Annotated in this window: 13 protein-coding genes; 8 read left to right on the top strand and 5 right to left on the bottom strand. The window is 53.0% G+C overall.

Annotated features, from left to right (window positions below):
* Positions 1-62: 62 nt before the first annotated feature.
* The 4 genes from ACB028_RS03880 (at position 63) to ACB028_RS03865 (ending at position 4,481) form a co-directional block, all read left to right on the top strand.
* The gene (locus ACB028_RS03880) at positions 63-311 is read left to right on the top strand and encodes a hypothetical protein (RefSeq protein WP_371143550.1); all 249 of its coding nucleotides are present in this window, start codon (positions 63-65) and stop codon (positions 309-311) included.
* A gap of 459 nt (positions 312-770) precedes the next feature.
* Entirely contained in the window at positions 771-1,214 is a 444-nt protein-coding gene (gene umuD, locus ACB028_RS03875) for a translesion error-prone DNA polymerase V autoproteolytic subunit (RefSeq protein ID WP_025327594.1), read from the top strand.
* Complete coding sequence (gene umuC / locus ACB028_RS03870) at positions 1,195-2,454, top strand: translesion error-prone DNA polymerase V subunit UmuC (protein ID WP_371143549.1); 1,260 nt, start codon at positions 1,195-1,197, stop codon at positions 2,452-2,454. Before umuD ends, umuC begins: the two co-directional genes overlap by 20 nt.
* A gap of 455 nt (positions 2,455-2,909) precedes the next feature.
* Positions 2,910-4,481, top strand: a complete 1,572-nt coding sequence (locus ACB028_RS03865; RefSeq protein ID WP_224159573.1) for a hypothetical protein — start codon at positions 2,910-2,912, stop codon at positions 4,479-4,481.
* 69 nt (positions 4,482-4,550) lie between these two features.
* On the opposite strand, the gene ACB028_RS03860 is transcribed toward ACB028_RS03865, so the two are convergent.
* From ACB028_RS03860 to ACB028_RS03850, 3 genes are all read right to left on the bottom strand, one after another.
* Positions 4,551-5,252, bottom strand: coding sequence for a Fic family protein (locus ACB028_RS03860; protein WP_371143548.1), 702 nt, complete (start codon positions 5,250-5,252; stop codon positions 4,551-4,553).
* Between the two features lie 567 nt (positions 5,253-5,819).
* On the bottom strand, positions 5,820-6,488 hold the full coding sequence (locus ACB028_RS03855) for an inovirus Gp2 family protein (RefSeq protein WP_265776113.1): 669 nt from the start codon (positions 6,486-6,488) through the stop codon (positions 5,820-5,822).
* A 428-nt stretch (positions 6,489-6,916) separates the two neighbouring features.
* The gene (locus ACB028_RS03850; protein WP_081298732.1) at positions 6,917-7,093 is read right to left on the bottom strand and encodes an AlpA family transcriptional regulator; all 177 of its coding nucleotides are present in this window, start codon (positions 7,091-7,093) and stop codon (positions 6,917-6,919) included.
* A gap of 593 nt (positions 7,094-7,686) precedes the next feature.
* Here ACB028_RS03850 and ACB028_RS03845 point away from each other — a divergent pair.
* Positions 7,687-8,523 carry a hypothetical protein gene (locus tag ACB028_RS03845; protein WP_198505938.1) on the top strand — a complete coding sequence of 279 codons (837 nt, stop codon included), beginning with the start codon at positions 7,687-7,689 and terminating at the stop codon, positions 8,521-8,523.
* Between the two features lie 384 nt (positions 8,524-8,907).
* Here the strand turns inward: ACB028_RS03845 and ACB028_RS03840 are convergent, their stop codons facing one another.
* Both ACB028_RS03840 and ACB028_RS03835 read right to left on the bottom strand, forming a co-directional pair.
* The gene (locus ACB028_RS03840) at positions 8,908-10,224 is read right to left on the bottom strand and encodes a tyrosine-type recombinase/integrase (RefSeq protein ID WP_371143547.1); all 1,317 of its coding nucleotides are present in this window, start codon (positions 10,222-10,224) and stop codon (positions 8,908-8,910) included.
* Between the two features lie 243 nt (positions 10,225-10,467).
* Positions 10,468-11,652, bottom strand: coding sequence for an ROK family protein (locus ACB028_RS03835; RefSeq protein ID WP_371143546.1), 1,185 nt, complete (start codon positions 11,650-11,652; stop codon positions 10,468-10,470).
* A 131-nt stretch (positions 11,653-11,783) separates the two neighbouring features.
* Here ACB028_RS03835 and ACB028_RS03830 point away from each other — a divergent pair, with 131 nt between their 5' ends.
* From ACB028_RS03830 to ACB028_RS03820, 3 genes are all read left to right on the top strand, one after another.
* On the top strand, positions 11,784-15,062 hold the full coding sequence (locus ACB028_RS03830) for a DUF5107 domain-containing protein (RefSeq protein ID WP_371143545.1): 3,279 nt from the start codon (positions 11,784-11,786) through the stop codon (positions 15,060-15,062).
* A gap of 73 nt (positions 15,063-15,135) precedes the next feature.
* Positions 15,136-16,590, top strand: a complete 1,455-nt coding sequence (locus ACB028_RS03825) for a sugar porter family MFS transporter (protein WP_371143544.1) — start codon at positions 15,136-15,138, stop codon at positions 16,588-16,590.
* A complete protein-coding gene (locus ACB028_RS03820) occupies positions 16,587-17,444 on the top strand; it encodes an aldose 1-epimerase (RefSeq protein ID WP_371143543.1) in 858 nt (285 codons plus the stop codon). The genes ACB028_RS03825 and ACB028_RS03820 overlap by 4 nt, the downstream gene beginning before the upstream one ends.
* Positions 17,445-17,453: the final 9 nt, after the last annotated feature.

Genomic DNA, 17,453 nt, shown 5'->3' with positions numbered 1-17,453 from the left:
ATAGTTAAAAATGACGCCAGCCTTATATTTATATACAATTACCTATGATAATGGAGTAAATCATGGAAAATTCAAAAACATTAGATGTATTAAATTCTCGGTTTCGCATGATCGGATTATCAGCAGATTGGATTTATCAAGCGTGGTTAATCACAGGCACTCTAAATAGAGGGGTTATTATTTTTGAAAACGAAGATATTTCTACATATGAACTCGTTGAATTTTATTATGAAGATGAACAGCGTGTAGAGAAAATTTTATTCTCTGGCTCGTTAGGAGACGTTATAGAATTTTCTTCTTGTTTAAAATAATAGGCAAGACCACCTCTGAAATACCGTACCGTTCAAAAGTCAGGCAGCCTTTGGTAGCTCATCCAACATCATCTAAGGCTGCCGAAATCCCAAACATATCCCAGACCAACCACTCAACTACCGCTTGCAGCCACAGGATATCCAGCAACACTAAGCTCAAAACGCGGATCCTCCAGCATACTGTCCGTCAAGCCATTACTGCTATCGTTCCCATGAGTAATAGGGATGTGCACTACAAGGTAGTGCATCGACATGCTGAAGATGTTGTCAGCCAACAAACTACTTGCCATGTCTTGATTGCAGCCTGATTCCTTTAGATGAAATGTACATATTTTGTACTTTTGAAGAACATTTTTGATGTCCAGTAAGACCAAGGTACGCCACTCTTGGTTTGCAAGACTTGCGCTGGTTCAAAGGTGGTGCGCTATAATGGCTGTATATAAATACAGGTGTTTTGCCATGAAGTTGTTAACCCCAGACCCATCACCCGCCGAGGTGACCATCCCGCTGTTCTTGCACCGCGCCTCTTGCGGCTTTCCCAGCCCAGCCAGCGACTATCTGGAAGGGAAGTTGGACCTCAACACCCACTGCGTGGCGCACCCTGCAGCAACCTTCTATCTGCGTGCCGAGGGGGAGAGCATGACCGGGGTCGGCATCTTTCCCGGTGACTTGCTGGTGGTCGATAAGAGCCTCACCCCGCGCCATGGTGATGTGGTGATTGCACTACTCGATGGCGGCTTCACGGTAAAGACCTTGCAGCTCAAGCCGAGGTTGCGGCTGTTGCCAGCCAATCCGGCGTTCGCGCCTATCGACCCTTGTATGAGTCTCTCCCTGGAGTTGTTCGGAGTGGTCACCCATGTGATTGGCAATCTGAGGCAGCGTGATGGCTATAGCGCTCGTTGATGTAAACAACTTCTACGCCAGCTGTGAGCGGTTGTTTCGCCCTGAGCTGCGTGGCCGCCCGATCGTGGTGCTCTCGAACAACGATGGATGCGTGGTGTCACGCAGCCCCGAGGCTAAGGCGATGGGTATCAAGATGGCCGGGCCCTATTTCAAGATCCGCGAGCAGTTCGAGGCGCATGGCGGTGTGGCATTCAGCTCCAACTACGCGCTCTATGGAGACATGTCTGGCAGGGTGATGAGCACGTTGGAGACCATGGCCCCCGAGCTGGAGGTCTACTCCATCGATGAAGCATTCCTGTCACTGTCGGAGTCGTTTGCCGGGGACCTGACAGCCTATGGACAACAGATCCGGCAGCGAGTGTGGCAGTGGACCGGCCTAACGGTAGGGGTTGGGATCGGCCCCACCAAGACCCTCGCCAAGCTGGCCAACTATGCAGCCAAGAAGTGGCCTGCCACGGGCGGCGTCGTGGACTTGCGTGACGAGCTGCGCCGTGCCCGGCTGATGGCCATCACCCCGGTGGATGAGGTGTGGGGCATAGGGCGGCGCTTGGGGGCCAAGTTGGTGGCACAAGGCATCAACACCGTTGCTGACCTGGTGGCTAGCGACGCCAAAGGGTTACGCGCCCAATACGACGTGGTGGTCGAGCGGATCGTACAGGAGCTGCGTGGCCTACCTTGCGCAGAGCTGACCGTTGAACCGGCGGCGAAGCAGCAGATCCTCTCGAGCCGTTCTTTTGGTGAGCGCGTGACTGACCGTGGAGAAATGGCCCAAGCGTTGTCAGGCTTTATGGCTCGCGCAGCCGAGAAGCTGCGGGCCGAGGGGATGTGTTGCCAACGGGTGCACCTGTTCGTGCGAACCAGCCCCTTTGATGAACGAGCCCCTTACTACAGTGAGCAGGCTGGCATCCGGCTGGTCTGCCCTAGCGATGATACCCGGTTGCTGCTGCAGCAAGTGAACGTGCTGCTACCGCAGATTTGGCGCGATGGTTACCGCTATCAGAAGGGTGGGGTCATGCTGAGTGAGTTCACCCCCAAGGGGCAGCAACAGGCTGACCTGTTTGCCCCGTCCTCCGCTCAATCAGATGCGCTGATGGCCGTGATGGATCAGATCAAAGCCAAGGGATTGGGGCGCGTAGGCTTTGCCAGCCAAGGCACGGGGTCGCCTGAGTGGATGATGCGACAAGAGCACCTGAGCCCCTGTTACACCACACGCTGGGAGGACCTGCCGGTGGCTAGGTAAGCGAAGGTCTGCTCACAAGAAACTAGGGAAAGTGCGAACAAGTATCCCAAGAACAAAAAATGAAAATTTTAGTCATTTAATATCAATGGGTTACCAGTAAATGCTCTCGTGCCATATGACTTATTCGCACCTTCCCTAGTGTAACGCGTTATGGTTGATCATCTTTGACAAAAAAGTACGTCTCCAAAAATCCTAGATACTCGTCTAGGTCGAGTGGATAAGATTCAACTGCCTTACCAACTCATTAGGAGACTGATATGTCAAAACAGCCCACTTCAAGCAATCAGCAACGCCCACAGCAAAACGATAGAGCTAATGCGCTAAACAACAATCGCGGCTCTTCTGGAACCAACCCGACTAATGCCCATGTTCACGGCAACCGTGGCAAACAATTGAACCCGAACCAGCGCTAGGATACGCCCCAAGGCTTTAAACTGGGAAAACAAGGATTCGATATGAAGACAAAAGTTTGCTTCGCCACGCAAGGAGAGCTGGTCAAACTAGCTTACGATGCATTAGGTGTTCTTCCCCGGAAAGAAGATCCCTATCATGATTTTGATGAAAAAACCAAAAAGGCTATTCAGAAGCAGTTGGGAAGGCTAGCCAAAGAGGAGGGGCATCTTGAAGCGAACTTCGACCGAGCCATTCAATCGCTTAGCTTTATCCTCACCGGCTATCTACCCAACACCCGAATCATGAGTGCTATTGGCGACACGTTAGCTGATCTTCACGATGCGTATAACAAGTTGGTACGCAGCGAGGGCACGTATCTGGATAAAGCGGAGACTCTCCGTTACTTCATTTCGGTCAAGGCCGTTCCTCTGCTCGTAGTGTCGCTGAACCAGAATCTGCTTTATTACAAAATTTCTGATTTTGAACTCGATACGCCGAAAGACGAATTTTGGTTCCTACCATCGGTAACTGATGACGGCACGTTGACGCTACCGTTAGAGAAGGTGATGCGCTGGGCTTACCAACTTTGCGCCACCTCTCAGACACAATTCCATTACCCAGGAAAAAATGCAAAAAGTGACAGTGCTGCGCGTCAGCATAATCTTGATAATGCGATCAACTGGATCCAGGGCGCTACACTCCCAGCTCTGCCGGCACTGATTAAAAACTTTGAAGACTCATTCCTCAACATGGCTGAGAACGGTCAAGAGATCCCTAAACCAGTACAGACAAGTATCCTGACTGCCTTGGTGTTTGCACGGGTCACGAGCTATGTAACGAAGGAAATCGTCCGAGCATACGATGTTTCCTACTTGAAAGATGTCTGTACTCAATTCCGAGAATACGCCTTGTGGATTGCTGATGATGTGAATGAATTCAAGGCTGAGATTCAGCCCATCATTCAGCGGCAAGAGTCGCCTGAATCAGCGTTGGCGATCTGGATAGATGCCTGTGGCGATTACTGGAATTTCTTCAACAGGAAAGTAATGATGGTGGCTGATACGCTGCAACGTCTCCACGATGAGAAACCGGATCAGCCGATGCGTGAGGATGTAATTGCAGCACTAACCAGTAAATATGGTCGCTTTGCCTTATGCGTTTGCATGGACACCTCCAAGCGGAAAATGTCTTTTAATCCGCCTGAAGGTTTCGTCAAAATGGCGATGCTAGGGTTCTCACTCAAACGAGATGCAGACACCCAATGGGACCAGATAGACGAATATGCAGAGCAGGTAAAAACTTACGGGCTAGATGAGCATCTTTGTTGGATGGAACCTTGGTTACGTGCTGTATACCACTACCGTAAAGATAACTTCAAAACAGCCATGGGCTACTATCAGATTGCCTTTGACCACGCCAAGTATCGGGCTGGTAAGAATCAATATGATCTAGTAAATCAGTACGTTGAAGTAGCTGCCAAAAACGACAAGCGGCAATGCTTCAAAAAGGGTATTGAATGGGCGCAGTACCTAGGTCTCAAAGTACGCTGGCTGCGAGATGATGAACCGACTGAAGAAAAGTTAGACTTCGTTTATGGGATGTTGAAGATGGCCAGATACGATCACCAGATGTAGTTCTGGCCCTTGCTCCCCACTTCAGTAAGTGGATAGTTTTTAAAGAAATCCAAAGGGGTAACTTGCCAGTTAAAGACCTGCGCCTAGGCTCAAAAACAGTATGATGGCGTCCATATACCATCGGCAGGCAGGGAAGACCTGCCGGTGGCGAGCTAGTCCTGAGTCTGTTAGTTGCGGGGCTAGATGGTTGACGCGTTCAGAATCCAATACCTTCCAACGTCCGCTCTTACGCGGCCCAACAAAGCGTAATCGCCCCTCTTTGACCAGCACGGCAACAGCTCTATCCACTGTACTGGTCGATTTGCCAATCCGCTCTGCGACTTGTTTGAGCCTTATGGCCAGCTCAGCCACCAGTTCCGCCAAGATAGCCAGGGGGGGGAACCGCTTTTCTACCTGCGTTTCAACCTTCATTTCTACCCGCATTTTCACCTGATGAGGTGATACTGCTGCAGGTTGAATCGCAATCGCTTGGACCAGCGCATCGCGCAGTGCTTCCAGTAAAAAAAGGATAAACTCGGTACAATCACTGCGACTATCAGCCTGACTTAGCTGCTGATTGTAGTGATCTTGCTGTGCCTTAATGACCGTCTCCACGGGTAAGAAGGCCATTACAGGCTGCCAGCGGCTTAACACCACAGTCTGCCACAGACACCTCATCCGACCATTACCATCAGCAAAGGGATGAATAAGCTCCAGCTCGTAATGCAAGGCACAGGAAGCGATCTGCGGATGAGCTTCGCTCTCTGCCTGCCACGTCAATAGCAGTCCCATCAGACGAGGGACCTAGTTCGCAGGGGTTGCCATATACACTAACTGCTCGCCTCGATAGATACCTACACCACCGCTACGCCAGTGACCCTCATCATCACAGAGTCCACGCATCAGGAGTCCATGAGCACCTGGTAAATCTTCCGCTGAAGCAGGACCCCAATCAGGCATTGCCTCATAGGCCGCAAACGCATTACGGACCTCTTGGATTTCCCGTGGAAGCCCAAGCACCGTCTTCCCCTCAACCACTGCCGTCACCTGCTCGACACTCAAGGTATTGTGCTCTATAGCCAAGGAGGCTTGGATGGTGCGGATCCGGTTCTCTCGACGCAGCATCGGCACCTGGGAACTCTGAGCAAACCGCCACTACCCCACCAAGTCTGCGATGTCCGCCACCCGACTCAACATGGCGTAGGTCAGGGTGAAGGGAGGGGAATAAGCTGCCATGGGTTACTCCAACTGATGTGATAACAAATGAGGGTTAGCTTAACAGATCCGGGAGCAGAAACTCCCGGATCTGATGCCATCTAAAACTGCAGTAAAAGTCTTTTTATCAACACCAATAAGCCTTCAAATGTTACTCCCCCCGAAACAGCGGTATCCTTCTCCGCGTCTCTTTGTCTCGTTTTTAGCCAGATAGGCTGTCCGCACAAGCATCTTCTTGAGTGACTCGGTATCATTCCGCTCAATGAGATACTCAGCATTCTTGGGGAAATGCACCAATCCCATTTTTTTACAATCTTGCAGAGAGATATTTTCATCACTCACAGCGCTGTGCCACGCTACTCTTACTTTATTAGCAAGGTTCATTCTTTCAGATTCATAATTACCTAATTTGTAGTAAGCATCCCTATTTAAAAAAAACATCATGTGATAGTGAGGACAGGGAGCACCTGCTGTTTGCTCCTTAGCCCAAACGTATCTAATATCAGTCGAATGAACCCTTTTGCCTTCATAACGTCGTTCTGACTCATCGCACTCAATGAGCCGTTTAAGCCTAGAGAAGAACTCTTTAATTATCCTTGAGCCCGCCTCAGGCTTTAATGCTAAATACATTCCAAAAGCAGGGTCTTGTTGAAAACGGAGATCAACTCGAAAGGAAAACACTCTGGGGTAATGCTTAAAAGCGCTCTCCGATACAGAGAGGATTTTCTCTAAATTATCCACATTAAAGCTATAGTTCCGACCTTCGTAGAACTGCTGAGCAAGCAGGACATACTCTTCTATAGAAATAGACATTTGAACTCTCCCAATAGATTTTTGATAGACATTGAAGGTTTAAATCGTGATGGATGTATTTTGTGGATAGTGCCGTAGTATGTTTCAGACACGGTCTATTAACTGGTGTAATCACCAGGATAGTTTGTGTATAGATGCGATTAACACTTTCTTTGAATACGGAATAGAGTAATTAAACTACCATGATAAACGATGGCTATTGCTTAGCATGGTTCAAGCAGGCAGCTTCATAAGCTTTCAATATACCACCAATGAAGATGTCATTGAGTTTAAATATACACACTCATTCAACTTAAAACATATATTACTATTACCTACACAAATGCATTGAATATCAAACCAGCTTGAAAACTCTTATCCCAGATAGAACAAGACTTGTAGCATGAGCAACAAGCTAATTTGTTCAAATTATTATTCAGAAATTAGCCCTAGCGAAGATTTATTTTCTCTTCAATCCATGACTCTATTTCAGAGCTAACCCAAGCAACAGATCTTGGGCCGATCTTGACTGATGCGGGAAATTTCCCGTCCTTCATCTGACGATAAACTGATGCCTTAGATAGTGATGTCATTGCGATGACATCTTTCAATTTAAGTAGTTTCATGATGAGCTCCTTTGTCGTCCATAAGACGTGGTGCTCACGTAAAAAATAGGTGTGGGGGATAAACCATAGTCATCTGTTAAGTGGATTCTCGGTTCCTGCTAGTAGTGCGTTGAACGATAGCTAGCTGGCGTGCTCTCATGGTTTTTCTTAGGGACTCTATCTAGTAATCACTGATATCTCGATGGAGCCATAACATTCAGCCACTTCCAATAGGTAACACTGCCAAAAAATCAAGGGCGCCCTCCAGCTTACACGAAGCTTCGATTGACGCCTTTTTTCTGCAGGTATAAATGTGTCTACCCCGCCCTACAGAGATTCCAACCCAACCTGACTGGTACGTTGTTTTTTTGTTAAATATCAATGCTTTGAAATTTTTATTGTTCATTTTTTTATTTTTGCACAAGTAAGGTAAGGTGTAGGTACGCTGGGATTGCTTGTACTGAAGTGTTAGATTACTGTCGTGAACAACACCATCTCATTGAGGTACGATTAATCCAGTCTGATGACATCATGTGATGTTGTAGTTCTGATTAGTAGCCAGATCTAGCTGGTAATAGAATTTTTTAAAGCTGACTTTATAGGTAGATTTAAATATGGCTAAACGCCCAGATGATTATAATCGAATAAATATAAATCTAGATAAACTAGAGACATTGCATGCACTAGATAATTACAAGAGTATAAAAGGTATTTCCCGTTCAAGGGCAGTAAGTCAAATACTAGATGCCTGCGTACCTATTCTTAAAAGTATTACTTATCACCATAACAGTGCAAATGAATTAGAAAATCGACTCTTAAATAAAATTTATCAGCGTGACATTCCACTCCAACGAGCTGAAGTTGCCGCAGAAAAGCATTGCCTCAGTATCTGGCATGACAAACTTCAGTCAGCTAAAGGATTTGATTTTGATAGTCTACATGGTTTAGATAGTATTAAAGAATATAAACGTCACACACGTAGAGACAATGGTATCGGGAAAGTTGAACGTCGGCATATTGAGAGCATTTGCCAAAAGATGATGATGTACAGCGATGCAAAATACGCTATCTTTATCTACTTTGAACGAGATGTTTTTGAGCACAAAGAACCGATAGTTACTAACGGTTCTCCATCAATAAAAAAAGGAAAGGTAGCAGCTGGAAATGGTATTATTTTACTGGCAAAGGATTGTTTCTATGATGAATATTATTTCAATTTTGAAGAGGCTATTTTAATCAATGTGCTTGACCTTATGCCTTTAGGTATTAGAGGCATTGAACGTGCGAGTAAAAAGCTAGGTGTTTTTTGTTGGATACCTATCATAACTCATGAAAATAAAACTGTGATTGTGCCAGTATATAAAATAAATCCATATACAAGACCGACACACAAAAAACCTAATAGTATTACCATAATTAATAGTGATATTGTTAGTCAATTTTTGTACTGAATGGCATTTAGAAAAAATTTAACTGTCTGGCTTAATAGATTGCTCCTTTCACAATTAAATGCCTCATTTCTCCGCTTTTAAAAGTTATATCTCTTCAGCGGTGGATTTTTATGCCAAAAAAGCCATATTTGCTGGCAATAAATTCTGATTGGATTGTTGATTTTGGATTGATCATCTGCCTTGGGGTGGTAAATCGGATTGCCTCAGCCGTTCACCGAGAACATCTTGAAAACGGCGAACAACGCAGAGCTGCCTTAGTAAAAAAGTCTGAAATCAGAGATATTGTGCTAGTTTTTTATTAATCTAAACTTAGTTCTAATTTTCCATGTATTGTAATTTAGTGATGAAACATAGAAGAGAAATGTAACTTTTAGAGGTCGCCAATTATTTTTTTCGAAATTCAACGGTAACCACATTCCTTGAATTCCTTTCTTCTGTTTTACCTGTAATCTCTGACTCCAAAAATCGCCCCCAGGATAAGAATAATCCCCGCAACTTATCTGCCATACCTCCAACTTGGTATGTTCTAATCAGGCGATCTTTTGGCACGTGATTTAGTAGCAATTCAATAAGGCGTTCTGGGGCATCTAAATACTCAGCAACCCCAGTCGCAACACTTCGACGTAGGTCATGTGGACTGAATGGTTCTAATTCGGCGAGATATTTTAGCCGAACCCGCTCTAATGCTCTGGTAACAGCATCACCAGTTACTGGGTTGCCCGTTTTACTAGTAGACTCGAATACAAATGGACCTTGTGATAGTACCTTTTGTCGTTCAATGATCTCTAACGCCAATGGGTGAAGCGTCACCACATGTGCACGTCCGTTTTTAGTCACTGGTATTGTCCAGCGATCTCCTGTGACTTGATCAAAACGCATTGCCACAGCCTCAGAACGCCGTACACCAGTCAAACATATCAGTCGTAAACAATCAGCAACGGCAAGTGATAAAACCACGTTAGAGGCGATTCCACGCCCACCAGCGGCAATAGCACCAGCCCCCTGAGTTGCTTTCTCCAATGCCACCCACAACAGCCTTAACTCATCCTTTGTCAGCCATCGTTCACGGGGGGGCGGCATGGACGCACCAAACATCGCTGGTTTGAGTAACCGAGCTGGGTTGATTTCTATATGTCCCTGAAGAACAGCGTGGTCTAAGCACTGGTTCAACACGATCAATCCTTTGCGCGCACCTTCTTTGGTCTCTATATTGCGAAAATGCTCATACAAGATGGCACGAGACAAATCACAGACTCGAAGGCTACCTAAAGATTTTTCAATATGACGTGAAAAAGTTCCCTCGTAGTCAGTTAGTGTTCGAGTCCCTATAGGCTTTGATTGGGCCCGCATAACCAACCAATCACTGTACACGTCTCGTAATGTTGGCATCTCAGTGTTCTTGAGCTTGGCCTTTTTCGCAGCTTGGCGCGGATCAATACCCTGTTTCACCAAAGCAACAGCATCGGCATGAGCGAGTCTAGCGGAGGCTAGGCTCATCGCGGGATGACTCCCCAGTAACAACTCTCCTTCCTTTGCTGCCAATTTGTAACGATAGATATATCGCTTTAAGCCATTTGCTCTAATCTCCAACTTCAAGCCACCGCCATGTTTGGACTGAACAGCAAACCGCTGCACTATTGCCCCCTCTTTCAATTTCGCTGCAGAGACTTCTGTAGCTGTATTGAGTAGCTTGATCACCATGTTTCATACCCCTCTACATACCCCGCTTTTGTGATGATATGGCGTGGAACTGAATGAGACAATCTGAGGCTTTGGCTTTAATGTAATCAATTGATTTTAAATTGTTTTTTATTTTACCTTGAATCTTCGTGAAACGTGATGACTCTCTAAAGATCTGGATTCGTAATGCGAAGGTCGCGGGTTCGACTCCTGTTACCGGCACCAGATGACAAGGGCTGGCTTCATCGTGAAGCCGGCCCTTTTCTATGCGTGGTTTTCCAGGGCTTGCTCCACATAGAGATAACCAATCCCCATCACCTGCTGGGGGCGGGTGAGTTCGCCGAAGCGGATGTGGGTGGCATTGACCGCATCGCTGCAATCGAACGGATTGGCGCCAGTCTGGTGGATGATGGTCTGCAGCCATGGTTCGCCAAATTGGCAGCTGCGGCCATAGAGCCAGATGCGGTTGATGTTGAGGATATTGAGGAAGTTGTAGAGGCTCAGGCCGATGGCGCGGGCCCCTTCATCGACCAGGGTTCGGATCATGACATCCCCCTGATGGTAGAGGGCGAGCAAGCGGGCCGTGTCGAGCTCTCCGCCTTCCGGCGCCGGTTTATCGGCACTGGCCTGCTGCTTGAGAAACACCCGGGCCCGCTTCTTGATGGCAAAGAGGGAGGCGACCGTCTCGAGACAGCCGTAACGGCCGCAGGCACAGGCGCTGCCATCCGGGTTGATGATGGTGTGGCCTATCTGGCCGCTGCCAAACAGGGCGCCCCGGTAGACCTGGCCGTTGATGATAAAGGCCGAACCTATGCCGTAGTCGACGTTGATGACGCAAAAATCCCCGTTTGCTTCCCGGCCCTGCCACTTCTGCGCCAGGGCCAGCATGATGCAGTCGTTGTCCACCATCACATCGCAGCCGAGGCGCTCTTCCAGCAGATATTTGAGCTCGACCGGTGCATGCCAGGGGGCCTGCGGCATGGTCTGGGAGACCCCGGTGGCGGGGTTGACCTGACCATGTATCGCCAGTGCCAGGCGGATCGCCACTCCCTTGTGGCGGCGCTTGTGCTGGTAGTAGCAGGCTTCAATCAGGCTCAGTAACTCCTCCGGCGTTTGCGGCGAGATTTTCTGACCTGAGTAGTCGCCGAGCGGGGTGATCAGATTGTCCACCAGTATGCTCTCCAGGCTGGTGGGGCTGATGTTGAGGCAGAGGATCGCCCCCTGGCCGCTGGCGATGCGATAGCTGCCGCCACTGATGCCGCGTGCAGAGAGATTCTGCTCGCTGTGGTTGATGGCGCCGTCGGCGACCAGTTCGTCGAGGATCTTGCTGACCGCCGGGATGGAGAGTTCGCAATGGCGGGCCAGGGTGGACTTGCTCGCCTCCTTGAGCTGGTAGAGCAGGGCCAGCAGCACCTGTTTGTTGTGGTGGCGGACCTTCTGATTGTTCAAGCCGGCGTGTCTCATTTCACTAAACCCCGCTTACTGTATTGCGTGATCTTTGAGCGAAAATCACTGAAAACCCTATTCTAAACTGGCCTCATCGAAACGTTTACTAATTAATGTTGAGTGAGGCGAGATAGATGAGATCGGATGTACGAGTCTGGGAAGAAACCGTCACCCTGCCGACCTACGAGGTTGGCCCCGAAGATCCCAACCCCATGTTCCTCGAGAAGCGGGTCTATCAGGGCTCCTCGGGAGCCGTCTACCCCTATGGCGTGATAGATACCCTCACCGGGCAGAAGCAGATGAAGCCCTATCAGGCGATCTGGTTGGAGAACGACTTCATCAAGGTGATGCTGCTGCCCGAGCTGGGGGGCCGCATCCACCGCGCCTATGACAAGGTGATGCAGCGGGATTTTGTCTACTACAACGAGGTGATCAAGCCCGCCCTGGTGGGGCTGGTGGGGCCCTGGATCTCCGGCGGGATCGAGTTCAACTGGCCGCAGCACCACAGGCCCACCACCTTCATGCCGGTGGACTTCACCATTGCGGAGCGGGACGGCGGAGCCAGGACCGTCTGGCTCGGCGAGGTGGAGGCGATGCGTGGCTTGCAGGTGATGGCCGGTTTTACCCTCTATCCGGACAGGGCGCTTATCGAGATCACCGGCAAGGTGTTCAACGGCAACGACACGCCACGCCACTTCCTCTGGTGGTCCAACCCGGCAGTCAAAGGGGGGGATGATCACCAGAGCGTCTTCCCGCCGGATGTGACCGCCGTCTATGACCACGGCAAGCGCGATGTCAGCGCCTTCCCCATCGCCCGTGGCACCTACTACAAGGTGGACTACTCGAGCGGGGTCGATATCTCCCGCTATCGCAACATTCCGGTGCCCACCTCCTACATGGTGGACAAATCCGGCTACGACTTCGTCGGCGCCTACAGCCATGACGAACAGGGCGGGCTTTTGCATGTGGCGGATCACCACGTCTCCCCGGGCAAGAAGCAGTGGACCTGGGGCAACTGTGATTTCGGCCTTGCCTGGGATCGCAACCTGACCGATGACAATGGTCCCTATATCGAGCTGATGACCGGGGTCTATACCGACAACCAGCCCGACTTCACCTGGCTGGATGCGGGTGAAGAGAAGGTGTTCGTCCAGCACTTCCTGCCCTACAACACCCTGGGCACTGTGCAAAACGCCAACACCCGCGCCGCCCTCAAGCTGGAACGCACCGATGGCGGGTTCTTGTGCGGCGTCTATGCGGTGGCGCCGTTATCCGGTGCCCGTGTCGAGGTGAGCGACGAACAGGGCGTACTGTTCACGAAAGCCCTTGCACTGCAGCCGGGCCAGGCCTGGCTGGAAGAGAGCGTAGCGAGCAGTGAAGGGCGCCTGCGGGTGAGCCTGCTTGATGAGCACGATCAGACGATCCTGAGTTACCTCGAACACCAGCCGGCAGGCGAGGCGCTGCCGGATCCGGCCACGGCCCCTGCACCTGCCGCCAATCTCGACTCGGTCGACGAGCTCTATTTCATCGGTCAGCATCTGGAACAGTACCTGCACGCCAGCCGCTCTCCCTTTGATTACTACCTGCGGGCGCTGGAGATCGACAGCGGCGACTATCGCTGTAACCTGGCGCTGGCGACCCTGGAATACAACCGCGCCAATTATGAGCAGGCGCTAGAGTATGCCAATCGGGCGCTGGATCGGGCCCATCGCCTCAACAAGAACCCCCAGTGCGGCAAGGGGAGCCTGCTGCGCGCCCATATCGAGGAGCGCCTCAGTCGGCTCGACGCCGCTTTCGATGACTTCCACAAGGCGACCTGGAGCGGCAACTGCCGTGACAGCGGCTTCTTCGGGCTGGCCCGCATCGCCATGGTGCGCCGTGACCCCGCGCAGGCGCTGCAATTTGTCGAGAGGAGTCTCGCGGTCAACGGCACCCACTATGGCGCCATTGCCCTCAAGGGGCTTGCGCTGCTGGAGTGCGGCGAGCGGGAAGCGGCATTTGCCTATCTCGACGAGCAGCAGGCGCGCCACCCTCTTCACTATCAGTTGGCCTTGCTGCGCTGGCTGGGGAGCGAGCAGGCGGCGGATCTCGAGGCGCTGGCACGTCTTTGCAACGGGCGCGGGGTCAATCTCTGCTTCCTTGCCACTGCCTTGCTTGAGCTGGGGCGCCCCGAACTGGCTCGCCAACTGCTGCAGACCCTGCCGGTGGAAGAGAGCCTGCCGCTCTTGTTTCAGGCCAGCCTGCAACCACAAGGGGCGCAGCAGGAGGCGCTGTTGCGGCGGGCCGAGCAGGCCCTGGGTCGCCGGGTGCGCTTTCCCAACACCCTGGGAGAGGTGGCCATGCTCGAGCGGTTGCCACACAGCTGGTTTGCCCGCTATCTGCTGGGCTGCTTTCACTACAGCAAGCGCAACTACCAGCAGGCAGTCGCCCTGTGGCAATCGGTATGCGAGCAGGCCCCCGAGTTTGCCGCGGCCTGGCGCAACCTTGGCATCCATCACTTCAACAAGGGCGGCGATCTGGCGGCAGCAGAACAGTGTCTGAGCCGCGCCTTTGCCCTCAAGCCGGACGATGCCCGCCTGCTGTTCGAGCTCGATCAGCTGCACAAGCGCTGCGCCATGGCCCCCGCAGAGCGGCTGGCCCTGCTGGAGGCGCACCGGGCGGTCGCTCTCAAGCGCGACGATCTGACCGCCGAGCTGCTCAGCCTCTACCACATCACCCATCGGCTGGAAGCCGCGGCCGAGATATTGCGGCTGCGCGAGTTCCACCCCTGGGAGGGAGGCGAGGGCAAGGTGACCGGCCAGTACCTCATCAACCAGCAGCGCCGGGCCCTGGCCCTGATGGCAGCAGGGCGTCACCAGGAGGCCATCCCGCTGCTGCAACAGGCGCTGCACTATCCCCTCAACCTGGGGGAGGGGCGTCTGGTGGGGCAAACCGACAACGATATCCACTACCTGCTGGCGCTCTGTCACCTCGCCTGTGACGACCAGAGCCTTGCAAGCCAGTGCCTGCAGCAGGCCTGCCTCGGTCAGGCCGGGTTGGGTGCGAGCCGTTACTACAACGATCAGCCGGTGGATTACCTCTTCTATCGGGGGATGGCGCTGGCGCAGCTTGGCCGGGGGCAGGAGGCAGAGCGCCTGTTTGAGGGCATGGTGGCCTGGGCTGAAGAGGCCATGAAGGCCCCCGTGGAGGCAGATTTCTTTGCCGTGTCGCTACCCGATCTCATCGTGCTCGACGACGATCCGCAGCAGCAACACCGCCAGCACTGCCTGCTGGTGCGGGCGCTCGGCCAGCTGGGGCTGGGACAGCGGGAGGCCTGCGAGCAGACGCTTGGCGAGCTGCTTACCCTCAACCCGGCCCATGACAAGGGGCATCTGTTTACCCTGATCTGCCGTGAGCTTGTGCTCACCCCATAACAAAAACCGGCGCCCCGCCACTGTGAGGGGCGCCCCTGCACCCTACAATCGATAAAGATGATAAGGATGAGTCATGGAACGCACGAAAAATCAATCAGATACGAATGGGCTCAATATGAGCTACGTCTGGATGATCTGCCTGGTGGCTGCCTGTGGTGGCCTGCTGTTTGGTTATGACTGGGTGGTGATTGGCGGGGCCAAGCCCTTCTATGAAGCCTATTTTGCCATCACGGATCCGGCCCAGTCCGGCTGGGCCATGAGTTCGGCCTTGGTGGGCTGCGTGCTGGGGGCTGCCATCTCGGGTTGGACGGCCGATCGCTTCGGTCGCAAGAAGCCGCTGATCCTGGCGGCCATCCTGTTTACCATCTCGGCCTGGGGCACCGCCGCCGCCGGCAGCTTCGATCTGTTCGTGGTCTATCGCATCGTGGGGGGGATCGGGATTGGCTTGGCCTCGGCGCTCTCGCCCATGTACATCGCCGAGATAAGCCCGGCCGACAGGCGCGGCAAGTTCGTGGCCATCAACCAGCTCACCATCGTCATAGGCGTGCTGGCGGCCCAGCTGGTCAATCTGATGATCGCCGATCCGGTGGCGAGCAACGCAACCCAGGCCGATATTCTCGCCACCTGGAATGGCCAGTCCGGCTGGCGCTGGATGTTTGGCGCAGAACTGGTGCCGGCTCTGGCCTTTCTGGTGCTGATGTTCTTCGTGCCGGAGTCACCGCGCTGGCTGGCCAAAGATGGTCAGTATGAGCAGGCGTCCCGCATGCTTGGCAAGATTGGCGGCGATGCCTATGCCAAGCAGACCCTGGCCGAGATCCGCCAGACCCTGGTGGGGGAGGAGGCGCATCGGGTGTCGCTGGCGGAGCTGGGCAAGCCCTCGGTGCGCCCCATCCTTATCATCGGCATGGTACTGGCGGTATTCCAGCAGTGGTGCGGCATCAACGTCATCTTCAACTACGCGCAGGAGATCTTCGCCTCCGCCGGGTTTGACATCAACAGCACCCTCAAATCCATCGTCGCCACCGGCCTTATCAACCTGCTGTTTACCCTGATTGCGCTGCCTATGGTGGACAAGATAGGGCGCCGCAAGCTGATGCTGATTGGCTCGGCCGGGCTGACCATTATCTACGGCATGATGGCGGCAGCCTATGCCAGCGGCGTGTTGGGCTTGCCGGTGTTGCTGCTGGTGCTGGCAGCCATCGCCATCTATGCCCTGACCCTGGCGCCTGTCACCTGGGTGTTGCTCTCGGAGATCTTCCCGAACCGGGTGCGTGGTCTGGCGATGTCGGCCGGCACCCTGGCGCTCTGGATTGCCTGCTTCGTGCTGACCTATACCTTCCCGCTGCTCAATGCCGGGCTGGGGGCCTCGGGCAGCTTCCTGCTCTATGGCCTCATCTGTTTCGCCGGGCTCATCTTCATCTACCGCAAGGTGCCCGAGACCAAGGGGGTGACCCTGGAGGCGCTGGAAGCCCAGCTGGCCCGGGGCAAGGTTGAGCTGACGTCGACCAGGGCGAGCGCCTCCGCATGACGGTTTACACATTGAGCAACCCGCATCTTCGGATGCGGGTTTCAACACAAGGGGCCTGTTTGCTGGGGCTGGAGGATGAGCAGGGGCGTCCACTGCTGCGCGAGAGTGACCCCGATGCGCCTTGTGATCCCGGGCAAAGCGCCCTGTTTCCCATGGTGCCGCTGGCCAACCGGGTGGCGGGCAACCGTTTTGAGCTATGGGGGGAGGAGCATGGCTTGCCAGAAAGCCCCGTCGATCCCGACTTCTTCCTGCACGGCGATGGCTGGTTGCGACAGTGGCAACCGGTGGCATTGAGTGGCAGCGCCGTGACGCTGCAGCTCATCAGCGACAACGACCCTTTTCACTACCAGGCAGAGCTCGACTATCGGCTGGAAGGGGCCAGCCTGATGGCGCGCATCACTTTGACTCATCTGGGAGAGAGCCCCTGCCTCTATGGCGCCGGTTTCCACCCCTTCTTCTGGCGAGATACCCTGACCCAGGTGCGTTTTCTGGCGAGCGGTGTCTGGCAGGAGGGGGCGGATCATCTGCCGACAAGCTGGAGCGGTACGCTGGCTCCCCACCTCGACTTTCGTCGTTGGCGACGCCCGCAAGGGTGGCTAAACCACTGTTATGGCGGCTGGTGTGGCCGGGCCGAGCTGGCACATCCCGCTCGCCGGCAGCGGCTGACATTGACCAGCGACAGTGCCTTCCTGATGCTCTATCAGCCCGATGAGGCGAGTGGATTCGTCTGTCTGGAGCCCCAGAGCCATGCCGCCAATGCCCACCACATGGCGGGCCATCCCGGTTTGCGGTTGCTGGCACCAGGTGATCAGCTGGCGCTCGTCATGACGTTGACGGTGACCGAGGGGGCTTGATGCCCCCGT

This window comes from Aeromonas sp. S9(2024), assembly GCF_041403185.1.
GTDB lineage: Bacteria > Pseudomonadota > Gammaproteobacteria > Enterobacterales > Aeromonadaceae > Aeromonas > Aeromonas enteropelogenes.
The sequence above is the reverse complement of the archived record's forward strand: the minus strand, read 5'-3'. Positions and strand labels throughout refer to the sequence as shown.